General features: G+C 71.6%; 12 protein-coding genes. 7 read left to right on the top strand and 5 right to left on the bottom strand.

The window, feature by feature from the left end; translation table 11 throughout:
• Positions 1-84: 84 nt before the first annotated feature.
• Complete coding sequence (locus tag ABZ671_RS29335; protein WP_357864217.1) at positions 85-702, bottom strand: DUF4126 domain-containing protein; 618 nt, start codon at positions 700-702, stop codon at positions 85-87.
• A gap of 71 nt (positions 703-773) precedes the next feature.
• On the opposite strand from ABZ671_RS29335, the gene nucS reads away from it, so the two are divergent.
• The gene (nucS, locus tag ABZ671_RS29340) at positions 774-1,433 is read left to right on the top strand and encodes an endonuclease NucS (protein ID WP_091269785.1); all 660 of its coding nucleotides are present in this window, start codon (positions 774-776) and stop codon (positions 1,431-1,433) included.
• An 18-nt stretch (positions 1,434-1,451) separates the two neighbouring features.
• On the opposite strand, the gene ABZ671_RS29345 is transcribed toward nucS, so the two are convergent.
• The gene (locus ABZ671_RS29345; RefSeq protein WP_357864220.1) at positions 1,452-2,954 is read right to left on the bottom strand and encodes an aldehyde dehydrogenase family protein; all 1,503 of its coding nucleotides are present in this window, start codon (positions 2,952-2,954) and stop codon (positions 1,452-1,454) included.
• 250 nt (positions 2,955-3,204) lie between these two features.
• Here ABZ671_RS29345 and ABZ671_RS29350 point away from each other — a divergent pair, with 250 nt between their 5' ends.
• The 6 genes from ABZ671_RS29350 to ABZ671_RS29375 all read left to right on the top strand — a co-directional run bounded on the left by ABZ671_RS29350 (position 3,205) and on the right by ABZ671_RS29375 (position 8,423).
• A complete protein-coding gene (locus ABZ671_RS29350) occupies positions 3,205-3,666 on the top strand; it encodes an FHA domain-containing protein (RefSeq protein WP_357864221.1) in 462 nt (153 codons plus the stop codon).
• An 88-nt stretch (positions 3,667-3,754) separates the two neighbouring features.
• Positions 3,755-5,545, top strand: coding sequence for a 3-hydroxybutyryl-CoA dehydrogenase (locus tag ABZ671_RS29355; RefSeq protein WP_357864223.1), 1,791 nt, complete (start codon positions 3,755-3,757; stop codon positions 5,543-5,545).
• Between the two features lie 41 nt (positions 5,546-5,586).
• The gene (locus tag ABZ671_RS29360) at positions 5,587-6,081 is read left to right on the top strand and encodes a SigE family RNA polymerase sigma factor (RefSeq protein ID WP_357864225.1); all 495 of its coding nucleotides are present in this window, start codon (positions 5,587-5,589) and stop codon (positions 6,079-6,081) included.
• Positions 6,078-7,154 (top strand): hypothetical protein, encoded by a 1,077-nt coding sequence (locus tag ABZ671_RS29365; RefSeq protein WP_357864226.1) that lies wholly within the window; start codon positions 6,078-6,080, stop codon positions 7,152-7,154. The genes ABZ671_RS29360 and ABZ671_RS29365 overlap by 4 nt, the downstream gene beginning before the upstream one ends.
• A 66-nt stretch (positions 7,155-7,220) precedes the next feature.
• On the top strand, positions 7,221-7,547 hold the full coding sequence (locus ABZ671_RS29370; protein WP_357864228.1) for a hypothetical protein: 327 nt from the start codon (positions 7,221-7,223) through the stop codon (positions 7,545-7,547).
• A gap of 66 nt (positions 7,548-7,613) precedes the next feature.
• Positions 7,614-8,423, top strand: coding sequence for an alpha/beta hydrolase (locus ABZ671_RS29375; RefSeq protein WP_357864230.1), 810 nt, complete (start codon positions 7,614-7,616; stop codon positions 8,421-8,423).
• 58 nt (positions 8,424-8,481) lie between these two features.
• Here the strand turns inward: ABZ671_RS29375 and ABZ671_RS29380 are convergent, their stop codons facing one another.
• The 3 genes from ABZ671_RS29380 to ccrA form a co-directional block, all read right to left on the bottom strand.
• Positions 8,482-10,461 carry a hypothetical protein gene (locus tag ABZ671_RS29380; RefSeq protein ID WP_357864232.1) on the bottom strand — a complete coding sequence of 660 codons (1,980 nt, stop codon included), beginning with the start codon at positions 10,459-10,461 and terminating at the stop codon, positions 8,482-8,484.
• Positions 10,462-10,629: 168 nt separating this feature from the next.
• Positions 10,630-11,883: a DivIVA domain-containing protein gene (locus tag ABZ671_RS29385; RefSeq protein WP_357864233.1), complete on the bottom strand. Its 1,254-nt coding sequence runs from the start codon at positions 11,881-11,883 to the stop codon at positions 10,630-10,632.
• A gap of 209 nt (positions 11,884-12,092) precedes the next feature.
• Entirely contained in the window at positions 12,093-13,457 is a 1,365-nt protein-coding gene (ccrA, locus tag ABZ671_RS29390; RefSeq protein ID WP_357864235.1) for a crotonyl-CoA carboxylase/reductase, read from the bottom strand.
• Between the last annotated feature and the right edge of the window lie 44 nt (positions 13,458-13,501).

Raw genomic sequence — 13,501 nt, forward strand, 5'->3', positions numbered from 1 at the left:
GGTGACCGGCGCAGGGATCAAGCCTGACCGCCCGGAGCCGGTCACCCTCGCCCCCAGCCCTCAACAGCAACCAGAGCAACCAGTTCAAACCCGGAACCCCGCAGCCCGAGCCGCCTGACGTTCCCGCCGTCGATCCACCCGCCGGCGCAAAAACCAGAACACAAACGCGACGAAACCGATCAGGAACACCAGCACCAGCACCGGCAGCAGGATCGCCACCGCTGACATGATCACGCTCGTCGCGTCTTCGGCGGTGCTGGCGACCGGTGCGCCGAAGCCGGCGGTGGTCGCGTTCACGAGCGGGCGAGCCGCAGCCTTGAGCAGGTGCACACCGAGCGCGATCAGCACGCCGACCGCGACCGGAATCCACTGGTGCGAGGAGAAGAAGCTGTCCGGGTCGCTCACGGTGACCGTCTGTGAGCTGGAGCCGGCGCCGAAGGCCAGCCCGCCTGCGGTCGGTCGGACCACTGTCTGCACCACGTCGTTGACGTGGTCGACGACCGGCACCTTGTCGGCGACGACCTCGATGGCGAGCAGCGCCGCGAGAATCAGGATGATCCAGCCGTTGCCGAGCCACTGCCAGCCGCTGGGCAGGTCGACCAGGTCGGTGTAGCGCGCGAGCAGACCCATGAGCAGCAACGGGATGTAGGCGTTCAGGCCGGCCGACGCGGCGAGACCGGAACCGGTGAGAACTTCGAGCACGATCTCAATATCGCATCGGCGCACCAGTGGCGCTCGTCGGCAAGCACCGGGTGCTCCGCTACCCTCGTCGGGTGCGGTTGGTGATTGCGAAGTGCTCGGTGGACTACGTCGGACGGCTCTCGGCACACCTGCCGCTGGCCACTCGGCTGCTCATGGTGAAGGCGGACGGCTCGGTGTCGATCCACGCGGACGACCGGGCGTACAAGCCGTTGAACTGGATGAGCCCGCCGTGCCGCCTGGAGGAAGCCCCCGGCGTGTGGCGGGTGGTCAACAAGGCCGGCGAGGAGCTGCGGATCACCCTGGAGGAGATCTTCCAGGACACCTCGTACGAGCTGGGTGTCGACCCGGGCCTGCGCAAGGACGGCGTCGAGGCGCACCTGCAGGAGTTGCTGGCGGCCAATCCGGAAACCCTCGGCGAGGGCTTCACGCTGGTCCGGCGGGAGTACATGACCGCGATCGGCCCGGTCGACCTGCTCTGCCGGGACGCCAACCAGGGCGCGGTCGCGGTCGAGGTGAAGCGGCGCGGTGAGATCGACGGCGTGGAGCAGCTCACCCGCTATCTGGAACTGATGAACCGGGATCCGCTGCTGGCCCCGGTGGCCGGCGTCTTCGCCGCGCAGGAGATCAAGCCACAGGCCCGGGTGCTCGCCACCGACCGGGGGATCCGCTGCGTGGTCGTCGACTACGACAAGCTGCGCGGCATCGAACGCGACGAGCTGACCCTGTTCTGATTCCGGGTCGGCCGACCGTCAACGGCCCCGGCCGTACAACAGTTTCGCGACCTTGACCAGGCGGGCGACGTCCGCCGGGGTGCGCTCGAAGGTCATCGACGGCAGCAGCGACCGGGCCCGACGGCGGGTGATGGCCTTGGCCCGGCCGAACTCGCGCAGGCCGTCCGCGCCATGGATGCGGCCGAAGCCGGAGTCGCCGACCCCGCCGAAGGGGAGGGTCGACATGCCGGCGAAGGTGAGCGTCGAGTTGACCGAGGCCATTCCGGAGCGCAGCCGCCGCGCGACCGCCACGGCCCGCTTCCGGCCGAAGACGGCGCCGCCGAGGCCGTACGGGAGGGCGTTGGTTCGCTCGACCGCCTCGTCGACGTCGCGTACCCGGGTGACGGTCAGCGTTGGGCCGAAGGTCTCTTCGCGGACGGCGTCCGCGTCTTCCGGAACGTCCACCAGCACGGTCGGGTGGACGTACGGCGGCTGGACCGCGTCGGGCCCGCCGAGCACCGCCCGGCCGCCGCGGGCGATGGCGTCTTCGATGTGCCGGCGAATGATGTCGAGCTGGGACGGCATGGTGATCGGCCCGAGGTCGGCGTCGTCGGGGCCGACGGTGAGCCGGCCGGCCTTGGTGACCACCTTGTCGACGAAGGCGTCGAAGACCTGGTCGACGGCGTAGACCCGCTCGATGCCGATGCAGGTCTGCCCGGCGTTGGTCAACGCCCCCCAGACGCACGCCTCGGCCGCGGCGTCCAGGTCGGCGTCGGCGTCCACGATCATCGCGTCCTTGCCGCCGGCCTCCAGCAGTACCGGCGTGAGCGACTCGGCGCAGGCGGCCATCACCTCCTTGGCGGTGGCGGTCGATCCGGTGAAGGCCACCTTGGCCACGCCGGAGCGGCACAACGCCGCGCCCACCTCGCCGAGGCCGTGCACGGCGGTGAGGACCGGCTGTTCCGGCACCACCTCGGCGAAGCGGTCCACCAGCCACTGACCGACGACCGGGGTGTATTCGCTGGGTTTGAACACCACCGCGTTGCCGGCCGCGAGGGCGTAGGCGGCGGAGCCGATCGGGGTGAAGACGGGGTAGTTCCACGGGCCGATCACGCCGATCACCCCGTACGGCTGGTATTCGAGCTGGCCGGTGAACTCGGCGAGGATCAGCCGGGAGCGGACCCGGCGCGGCCCGAGCACCCGCCGGGCGTTCCGGGCGGCCCAGTCGATGTGCTCCAGCGCGGTCAGGATCTCCACCACGGCGTCGCCGACGGGTTTGCCGCCCTCGGCGTGTGCCAGCCCGGCCAGCTCCTCCATCCGTCGGGCAATCCGGCTCCGCCAGCGCAGCAGCCTCTCTCGCCGGCCGGTGAAGCCGATCCCGGCCCACCAGTCGCCCGCGACGCGAGCCCGCTCGACCGCGGCCCGCACGTCCGCCCCGGTCGCCACCGGGACCCGCCCGACCTCTTCGCCGCGCGCCGGACTGGTGGAAACCAGTCGACCATCCACGATGAGTGGAGCTCCCGGGGCATGCACAGCCGTCATGGCCGAAGTCTAGACCTGAGCGTTACTGGCCGGTAGGTCGACGTGGGCCGTGACATGCCCTCGGATGAGCCTGCCGTCGGGCCGCCGACATCGACGGTGGTGGCCAGCGATCGAACCGTCAGCGCCCCCGAAACGGCGAGCGGAAGTTGACCGGCCGGGGTCGCGAGGGTGGCCGGGCGGCGGTGACGGCGATCACGGGCGAGGTGGCAGGCTGGCGCCGGGGCGACGCGGGGTTGAGGGGTGACTGTCGATGGAGGAACATCCGGAGCTGATGCCGCTGCTGACGGTGTCGGGTGGGGCGATGCGGGGGCTGAGCTTCCGGATCGGCCGTGACCCGCAAATGATCGGTCGCGCGCCGACCGCCGACATTGTGCTGGCTGATCCGCACGTGAGCCGCCGGCACGCCACGGTTCACCTGACCGCCGACGGGGTGTGGCTGACAGATCTCGACTCGACCAACGGCACCTGGCTCAACGACCAGCGCCTCACCGACAGCGCCCAGCTGACCGACGGGGACGTGGTCCGGGTTGGCCGCACCGACCTGCGCTACTTCGACCCGGGGGTGGCCCGGACCGACCCCGTCGGGATGAGCTTCACCATGCCGCGCCGGGACCACCGGCCCACCCTGCCGCTGCCCGTTCCGGCGGTGCAGCGCGGGTCCGTCGAGCCGCCGGGCGGCGTCCTGCCGCTGCCGGTCGAGGCCCGCGGCTGAAGGTAGGCACGCCACGTGGCAGACTCCGGCGCAGAATCCCAGCCGCCGGTCAAGCGAGGGCGGCGGAGCTGACCAGGGGAGGCCGCTCGTGGCGCGCGAGTTCACCAGTGTAGGCGTGGTGGGTCTGGGCACCATGGGTGCCGGCATCGTCGAGGTGTTCGCCCGCAACGGCCTCGACGTGGTGGCCGTGGAGATCTCCGAGGCCGCCCTGGAGCGCGGCCGCGCCAACCTCACCGGCTCGACCGACCGGGCGGTGGCCAAGGGCAAGCTCGCCGAGGCCGACCGGGACGCCCTGCTCGGCCGGGTGAACTTCCAGGTCGGGCTCGACGCGCTGCACTCGGTGGACCTGGTGATCGAGGCCGTCCCCGAGCATCTGGACCTGAAGCAGCGGCTCTTTGCCGAGCTGGACCGGGTCTGCAAGCCCGAGGCGATCCTGGCCACCAACACCTCCTCGCTGAGCGTCACCGAGATCTCCGTCGCCACCACCCGGCCCGATCAGGTCATCGGCATCCACTTCTTCAACCCGGCTCCGGTGATGAAGCTGGTCGAGGTGATCCGCACGGTGGTCACCTCCGCCGAGGTGGTGGCCGACGTGGAGGCGCTCTGCGCGCGGCTCGGCAAGGTCGACGTGACCATCAACGACCGGGCCGGCTTCATCGCCAACGCGCTGCTCTTCGGCTACCTCAACAACGCTGTGGGCATGCTCGAGGCGCGGTACGCCAGCCGCGAGGACATCGACGCCGCGATGAAGCTCGGCTGCGGCCTGCCGATGGGCCCGCTCGCGCTGATGGACCTGATCGGTCTGGACACCGCGTACGAGATCCTGGACACCATGTACCGGCGCGGCGGCCGGGACCGCCGGCACGCCCCGACGCCGTTGATCAAGCAGATGGTCACCGCTGGGCTGCTCGGTCGCAAGTCCGGCCGGGGCTTCTACACATACGAGCGGCCGGGCTCGCCGAAGGTCGTACCGGACGAGCTGACGCCGATGGCGACGGAGTCGGCGCTCGCCGACGGCGCTCGGGCGATCACCAAGGTCGGTGTTGTCGGCTCCGGGACCATGGCCACCGGCATCATCGAGGTTTTCGCCAAGGCCGGGTACGAGGTCGTCTCGGTGACCCGGGGCGTGGAGAAGTCCGCCAAGGTCTGCGAGGCGGTCAAGACCTCGCTGAACAAGGGTGTGGTCCAGGGCAAGCTCAGCGAGGCCGATCGGGATGCCACGCTCGGCCGGGTCACCTGGTCGGCCACCCTGGAGCGCCTCGACGACGTCGACCTGGTGGTCGAGGCGGTGGTCGAGGAGCTCAGCGTCAAGAAGGCCCTCTTCGCCAGCCTCGACGAGATCTGCAAGCCGGGCGTGGTGCTCGCCACCACCACCTCCTCGCTGCCGGTGATCGACGTGGCGATGGCCACCCACCGGCCGGCCAACGTGATCGGCCTGCACTTCTTCAACCCGGCGCCGATCATGCCGCTGGTCGAGATCGTGCAGACCATTCGTACCTCGGCGGAGACTGCCGCCACCGCCCGCGCAGTCTGCGCCGATCTGGGCAAGACCGGCGTGGTCTGCGGCGACCGGTCCGGCTTCATCGTCAACGCGCTGCTCTTCCCGTACCTGAACGACGCGGTCAAGATGCTGGAGGCCAGCTACTCGACCGCCGACGACATCGACCACGCGATGAAGCTCGGCTGCGGCTACCCGGTGGGCCCGTTCGAGCTGCTCGACGTGGTCGGCCTGGACGTCGCGCTGGACATCCAGCGGGAGCTCTACCTGGAGCTGCGCGAGCCCGGCTTCGCCCCCGCGCCGCTGCTGGAGCACCTGGTCACGGCCGGCTACCTCGGCCGCAAGAGCGGTCGCGGCTTCCGCGACCACACGCACCGCTGATTTGGGTCAACGCCGCGCGCCGGTGACGGCGTCTTGAAGGTGTGACCTTCGAGGAGTACGTCGGCAACCGGGGCCCGGCCCTGCTGCGCCTGGCCCGGCTGCTGACCGGCGACGAGCACCGCGCCGAGGACCTGACCCAGGACGTCCTGGCCCGCGCGTACGTGCACTGGCGGAAGATCGTCCGGGCCGACCGGCCCGACGTGTACGTGCGGCGAATGCTGGTCAACGCCAACGCTTCCTGGTGGCGCCGGCGGTCCAGCCAGGAGTTGGCCGTGGACACCTTCGCCGAGCGGGCCGAGCGTGACGACCTGAGCGGCGAGGCTGCCGACCGGGACGAGATGTGGCGGCTGATCCGGGCGCTGCCCGACCGCCAGCGCGCCGTGCTGGTGCTGCGCTACTACGAGGATCTGGACGACGCGACGATCGCCCAGATCCTCGACTGTTCCCCGGTCACCGTTCGCACCCATGCGATGCGGGCGCTCACCCATCTGCGGGAGCGCTGCGGCGCCCCGACGACCAACGGGAGCCGGCCGTGACCGACCTCGACCAGCGGATCACCTCGACTCTGCGGGAGCGCGCCAAGGGAGAGATCGACACCCGCCGGCTGTTGCGGGCCGCGCGAGCCCGAGGCCACCGCCGCCAACTGCGTCGCCGGGCCGCGGCCGGCACCGCCCTCACTCTGGTCGGGGTCCTCGGTTTCGTGGGGGTGACCGGGACGGATTTCGCCGGCCTGCCCGGCCGGCTGCCGTGGATCGCCACCACCCCGACCGTCGCCCCGGCCGTGCCGCCCCGGGCCGACGGGGTGCCCGGCGCCGCGCAGCGGCCCGACCTGGTGGGCACCGACGCGCGGGTGCTGCACCTCAGCCTGGACACCAGCCAGGCCCGCTACCTGCGATGGGACATCAACGTATACGCAGAGGTCGAGTCGATCCGGTTCAGCGTCGCCGGTGAGCTGCCGGTCGTCGTCGACGTGAGCCGGTCCGCGGAGCAGCTCAACAACATGGGGATCGACGGCCCCGGGAGTCAGTGGATCAGGGTCCCGCTGGCTTTCGACGGCGGCGTCCAACCGGTGGGCGCGACCGGCGGCCTGGCCAAGGGGTGGCAGCCGTTCCCCGGCGTCTACGCCCGGGCAACCATGCTGGTCGGGGACCGGGCCGCCCTGGACCGGGCCGTCGACGCCCTCCGCTGGAACGAGGCACGACGGTGTGAGGCGCCGCTGCGGCTGACCACGTTGCCCAAGGACGCGACGGTGGTCGGCTGTAAGGCAGACGTCTCCGCCGTTCCGAACGGGGTCACCGCGGAACTCACGATCGGCCGCGGGGAGTCATCGGTCATGTATGTGCGCCTGATGTACGGGGCGCAGATTGCGGGCAGCCGTAGCGACGGCAACCGGACCGTCGATGGTCGGCCCGCCCACCTCGACGACAAGAGGGGGCAGCTGGAGCTGCTCGACATTCCAAAGGCACATCTCGTCGCCCAGTTTGGTTGGCCGTGGCCAGGGGTCGATCCCCCCAAGGGCTACGTGAGCTTCACGGAGGCCGACGCGGAGACGTTGCTGGCCGGGGCGCGGCTGCCCGAGGAATTGGGCCGCCCCGACACCTGGAAGTGACCGGGGCCGACGGCCGGGCCGCCCGTCGCAGGGCGCTCCGGCCGGCGGACCGTACGCTTGTTGACCGTGAGCCCCCGTCGCAATCGCCCCCGCCGGGACGAGTCCACCCGCCTCGACTCCGACCGGGTACGCCAGGGCGTGCCCACGGTTCAGCAGTGGCGCGACGGCGACTGGCAGGTACGCGGGATCAGCGGCGGGGCGTCGATCAAGACGTACCGCTGCCCGGGCTGCGACCAGGAGATCCGCCCGGGGGTGGCGCACGTGGTGGCCTGGCCGGCCGACGACCGGGGCGACCTCACCGACCGGCGCCACTGGCACAGCGGCTGCTGGCGGGCCCGGGACCGGCGCGCGCCGAACCTTCACCGCGGACGCGGTGCCCCCGGCTATGGCTGAGCGATCTGCGTCACCCTGTTTGCGCCCCGTCCGGCGGCGGGCCCGGCGGCGCGCGAGACTGGGACGGTGAGCACACCGATCCGTGCGTCGTCGATCCTGCCCGGTCACCGGGAGAACATCGAGCTGCACACCGCTGACGGGCTGACGCTGGTCGGTGAGCTGGCCCGGCCGCTGGACCGGGCACCGGCCGGCACCCTGGTCTGCCTGCACCCGCTGCCCACCCACGGCGGGATGATGGACAGCCACGTGTTCCGCAAGGCGGCCTGGCGGCTGCCCGCGCTGGCTGATCTGGCGGTGCTCCGGTTCAACACCCGGGGCACCAGCAGCGTCCGGGGCACCAGCGAGGGCGCCTTCGACGGCGCGGTCGGCGAGCGCTTCGACGTCGCCGCCGCCATCGAGTACGCCGAGTTCCAGGAACTGCCGAACATCTGGCTGGTCGGCTGGTCGTTCGGCACCGACCTGGCGCTCAAGTACGGCTGCGACCCGGCGGTGGCGGGCGCCATCCTGCTCTCCCCGCCGCTGCGCTTCTCCACGCCCGATGACCTGACCGTCTGGGCGGAGTCGGGCAAGCCGCTCACCGCACTGGTGCCCGAGTTCGACGACTACCTGCGCCCGGACGAGGCCCGGCAGCGCTTCACGGCCGTGCCGCAGGCGGAGGTGGTCGGGGTGCCCGGCGCCAAGCACCTGTGGGTCGGCGACGCGGAGACGGTGCTCGACGAGATCGTCCGGCGGGTCAACCCGGCCGTGCCGGTGCCGCTGCCGACCACCTGGGCCGGCCCGATGGAGACCGGCGACGTCAGCGCGTACGCCGACCGGACGGTGGCCGCCTTCGCCGACACACCGGTGCCCGGCCCGCAGCAGCGGCAGGCGGGCTGACCACCTCTCCGTACGCGACACGCCCGAACCGGCTGCGGCCGCCGGTGCCGGGCGCTGATCAGTCCTTGTCGACGGTGACCGTGCTGGGTTTGGCGCTGCGCTCGTCGGTGGTCGGCTTGGTCGGGCGCTTGCCGTTCTCACCGGTGCTGGTGATCTTCGTGGGGGTGGCGCCTCGGCCGCCCTCGCCCGGCACCGCGGCCACGGTCGGCTCGCCGTCCACACCGGCGGTGGCGGTGCCCCCGTCCACGGTGGTCACCGGCTCGCCGACCGGCCGCGCGCCGCCGGCCTCGGTCGCGGGCTCGGTGGCCGCAGCCGTGGCGCCGGCGGGCTGCTTGGCGCCGGCCGGCTCCTTGGCCGTGGCCGGCTCGCCGCCGCTGGGGGAGAGCCGATCCGGGTCGACGGGAGTGGCGGCGAGACCCGGCGAACCCGCGCCCGCCGCCTGGCGCAGCTCGGTCAGGGCGCGCTGGAGGTCGTCGGACTCCTGGCGGGACTTCCAGGTCTCGGTCCGCAGGTCGGCCAGCTCCTGCTGGGCATTGGCGATTTCCAGCATCACCTGGGCCAGCTGCTGCCGGCCGGCGGCCACCTCCTGTTGGGTGGCGGCGAGGTGCTGCTGGGTCGTGGCCAGGTGCTGCTGGGTGGTGGCCGCGTACTCCTCGAACTGGCGGCGGGATGCGGCGACATGCTCGTCGGCCTTGCGGCGTTTGTCGGTGGCTTCCGCCTCGGCGCGGCGCAGCAGCTCGGCCGCCTCCTCCTCGGCCCGCCGGCGCATGGTGAGCGCGTCCTGCTCGGCTGCCTGCCGGATCGCGGTGGCGCCCTGCTCGATCTCGTTCCGCCGGGCGAGGTACGTCTTCTCCAGCTCGTCCTGCCGCTTCTTGTGCTGCTTGTCGAGCTCGTCGCGGCGCTTGGCGTGCTCCTGCTCTGCGGTGGCGTGGCGCTGGGCGAACTCCTTGTCGGCCGCCTCCCGCCGGGCGTTGACCTCCTTCTCCACCCCGGCCCGCCAGGCGCCCAGCTCCTGCTGCGTCTGGGCGCGGGCCTGCTGGACGTACGCCTCGGTCTCGGTCCGCGTCTGCTGGACGTACGCCTCGGTCTCGGTCCGCACCCGCTGGACGTACGCCTCGACCTCGGCCCGGTTGCGCTTGCCGGCCTCCGTGGCCTCGGTGGTGAGCCGGTTCGCCTCGGTCCGGGCCCGACCCCGGGTCGCCTTCGCCGCCTCCTCCGCGTCGTCGACGATCTTCTTGGCCTCGGCGCGGGCCTTGGCATGGGTGGCCCGGCCGGCCTCGGTGGCGGTCTCGGTCAGGCGCTTGGCCTCCTGCTGGGCCTTCGCGTGCACCTCCTTGGCCGCTTCGCGGAGCTGAGTCGCCTCCTGCTGGGCCGTGGCCAGTGCCTCCTTGGCTGTCTCCCGCAGCCGGGTGGCTTCCTGCTGGGCGCGGGTGTGAATCTCCTTGGCGGTGTCCCGGAGCTGGGTGGCCTCCTGCGTGGCCTTGGCCAGCGCCGCCTGAGCGTCTCGACGCAGCTTCTCGGCTTCGTCCTTGGCGGCCCGGAGGGCCTCGTCCGCCGCGGCCTTGCGGGCGGCCGTGTGCCGCTCCTCCTCGGCTCGGCGGGCCGCGAGGGCGATCTCGAAATCCTTGAGGGCCTGGGCGGACTGCTCGCGGGCTTCCTCGATGATGTGCTCGGCGGCCGTGCGGCGGGCCTCGATCTCCTCGTTGGCGGCGACAAGGATCTCGTCCGCCTGCTCCTCGGCCATGGTGAGGATCTGCTCGACCCGGGGACCGAGATGCCGGAACGAGGCCCGGTCCACCACGCCGACCTGCTTGCGCACCTGGGCGAGGTCGCGTTGCAGCACCTCCACCTGGCCGGCCAGCTTGTGGATCTGGGTGTACGCCTGCTCTCGCTCGGCAGCCAGCGCCGTGATCTCGTGTTCCGCGCGGGCGACGTACCGGTCGACCTGTCGTTTGTCGTATCCCCGCAGAGCGGACTCGAAGCTTGGCTCGGTGGTCACATCCCCGCCGAGAGCGAACAGTTCCTCGCCGTGCGACATGCCCCCATCCTCACACGCATCCGGCCCTCCTGGGGCGATACGGACGCGCCTGATGGGACCGACTTCACCGAGGTGTCAAAGGAGGCGGGAAAGCGTGACGGCGCGGGGTGCACCGGTCACCCGGTGCTACCCCGCGCCGCGGCTCATGCCCCGGTTGCGGGTGGTGTCTTACTTCGCCGACTCGGCGGTGGCCCTGCCCTCGTCGCCGTCGGCCTTGGCCGCCTCCGGCTTGTTGCCGCCCGCTGGCATGCCGGGCACGATGCCGGCGAGACCGGAGAGCATCTGCCCGAGCTGGGAGGTGACGGCTTCCTTCTGTCGGGTGAGGTCCTCGACCTCGCGGCGGGCCGCCTGGGTGGTCAGTTCCGCCTCGGTGCGGGCCTCGTTGAGCAGGCGCTGCGCCTCGGCCTTCGCCTCGTTGAGCGTCTTGTCGGCCAGCGCCTTGGCCTTGTCGACGGTGTCGTTGGCGGTGCGCTCGGACTCGACCCGGCGCGCCTCGGCCCGCTGCTCGATCTCCTTGGCCCGCTCATGGGCCGTCCGGGCCCGCTGCTCGGCCTCGCTGACCAGCTTCTGGGTCTGCGCGACCTGGGCGGCGTGCCGCTCCGACTCTTCGCGTTCGGCCTTCTCCCGCCGCTCGGCGAGCTGAAGCTCCAGGGACTGCAGGTCCTTGTCGCGCTTGTCCCGCGCGTCGGTCAGCAGCTTGGTCGCCTCGGCCCGCTTCTCCTCGGCCTCCCGGGCGGCCTTTGCCCGCTGCTGGGTGATCTCCCGCTCGGCGGTGGCCCGCAGCGTGGCGACCTCCCGCTCGACGGTGGACTTGAGCTCGGCCACCTCGTGCGCGGTGACCGTACGCAGCTGCTTGGTCTCCCGATCGGCGTCGGCGCGCAGGGTGTCCGCCTCGCGGCGGGCCTGCACCCGAACCTCGGCGGCCTCCCGCTCGGCGGCGGTACGGACGCTGCCGGCCTCCCGCTCGGCGCTGGCCTTCATCGCGGCCGCCTCGGCACGCGCCTTGTCGGTGATCTCCCGCGCTTCCAGCCGGGCGGCGGAGAGGATGCCTTCCGACTCGCGCTTGGCCTCGTTGCGGTGGTCGTTGGCCTGCTCCTCGGCGAGCCGGAGGATCTGCTCGACGCGGGTGCCCAGGCCGGAGAGGGTCGGCCGGCTGTTCTCCTCGAGCTGCTTGTTGGTCTCGGTGAGCTTCTGCTCCAGCGCGCTCTGGCGCTGCTCGGCCTGGCGGAGCCGGCGCTGGGCGTCGTTCATCCGCTGTTCGGCCTCGGCCCGAGCCTGCTCGGACTGGCTCAGCGCGGCGCTCAGCCGGCCGATGAAGTCGTCGACCTGATTGGTGTTGTATCCGCGTAGGCCGACTGTGAAATCTGGCTGGGAGTTCGCGTTGTCGAAGAACGCAAGAGGGGAGGACTGCTGCTGGGGCATTGGGACATACTGGCAGACGCCCCAGGGTGCTTCGCAAGAGCCGGTACGGAGCTTTCGCGTCCTCTTTACATGGTCATCTTCTGGCCCGGGGCGTGGGTCGGGCCGGATGGCGATCTTGGCAGGTCGCGGGCGCGTCGGACCGGACGCGGAACGGCCGGGAAATGTTGTGGGAGACCGCCCCGCGATCCGTTGTCAGGAATCGAAAAAGATCAGTGGCCGCGGAAGCGGTTGATCGCGGTCTCGTGCCGGGCGCGCAGCTCGATGTCCCGAACGCCGAGCCCGTCGGTCGGCGCGAGGCAGCGCACCCCGACCTTGCCCTGGTGCGCGTTGCGGTGCACCTCGTACGCGGCCTGTCCGGTCTGCTCCAGCGGGTAGGTCCTCGACACGGTCGGGTGAACCCTGCCGAGCTCGACGAGTCGGTTGGCCTGCCAGGCCTCGTGGTAGTTGGCGAAATGGCTGCCGACGATGCGCTTGAGGTGCATCCAGAGATAGCGGTTGTCGTACTGGTGCTGGTAACCGCTGGTGGAGGCGCAGGTGACGATGGTGCCGCCGCGCCTGGCGACGTAGACGCTGGCGCCGAAGGTCTCCCGGCCGGGGTGCTCGAAGACGATGTCCGGGTCCTCGCCGCCGGTCAGCTCGCGGATCCGCTCGCCGAAGCGGCGCCACTCGTCCGGGTCCTGGGTCTCCTCGTCTCGCCAGAACCGGTAGCCCTCGCCGGTGGCCCTGGACCGGTCGATGACCAGCTCGGCGCCCATCTTCCGGCACAGCTCGGCCTTCTCGGGCGAGGAGACCACGCAGACCGGGATCGCGCCGCCGTTGATCGCCATCTGGGTGGCGTAGCTGCCCAGGCCGCCGGAGGCGCCCCAGATGAGCACCACGTCGCCCTGCCTCATGTTGGCCCCGTGGTGGGACACGAGCTGCCGGTACGCGGTGGAGTTGACCAGCCCGGGGCTGGCCGCCTCTTCCCAGGTCAGGTGGCGCGGCTTCGGCATGAGCTGGTTGGCCTTGACCACGGCCAGCTCGGCCAGCCCGCCGAAGTTGGTCTCGAAGCCCCAGATCCGCTGCTGCGGGTCGAGCATGGTGTCGTCGTGGCCCGCGGCGTCCTCCAGCTCCACGGAGAGGCAGTGCGCGACCACCTCGTCGCCGGCCTTCCACCGGGTCACCCCGGGCCCGGTCCGCAGCACCACGCCGGCCGCGTCCGAGCCCACCACGTGGTACGGCAGGTCGTGCCGGCGGGTCAGCTCGGAGACCCGGCCGTAGCGCTGAAGGAACGTGAAGGTGGGCAGCGGCTCGAAGATGCTGGTCCAGACCGTGTTGTAGTTGATCGCGCTGGCCAGCACCGCGATCAGCGCCTCACCCGGGCCGAGTTCGGGGGTGGGCACCTCCTGCAGGCGCAGCGCCTTGCGCGGGTCCCTGTCCCGGGTGGCCATGCCGTCGAACATCCGGGTGTCCTCGGCGCGGACGACCACGCCCCGGTAGCTTGCCGGCACCGGCAGGCCGGCGAGGCCGGCGAGTTCCCGCTCCGGCTGTGCGGAGCCCTCCGCTGCCATGATTGCTTCGAGAATGTCCTCCACGGTGACCTCCCGTCCGTCCCCCGGACGCTACTTAACGGTAGCTA

Origin of the sequence: Micromonospora sp. NPDC006766, from assembly GCF_040636055.1 — a bacterium.
GTDB lineage: Bacteria > Actinomycetota > Actinomycetes > Mycobacteriales > Micromonosporaceae > Micromonospora.

Bases quoted from the DNA above. Each gene is read 5' to 3' on its own strand.
- ABZ671_RS29385 (WP_357864233.1), bottom strand. From the start codon at position 11,883: ATGCCCCAGCAGCAGTCCTCCCCTCTTGCGTTCTTCGACAACGCGAAC.
- ABZ671_RS29350 (WP_357864221.1), top strand. From the start codon at position 3,205: ATGGAGGAACATCCGGAGCTGATGCCGCTGCTGACGGTGTCGGGTGGG.
- ABZ671_RS29380 (WP_357864232.1), bottom strand. From the start codon at position 10,461: ATGTCGCACGGCGAGGAACTGTTCGCTCTCGGCGGGGATGTGACCACC.
- ABZ671_RS29345 (WP_357864220.1), bottom strand. From the start codon at position 2,954: ATGACGGCTGTGCATGCCCCGGGAGCTCCACTCATCGTGGATGGTCGA.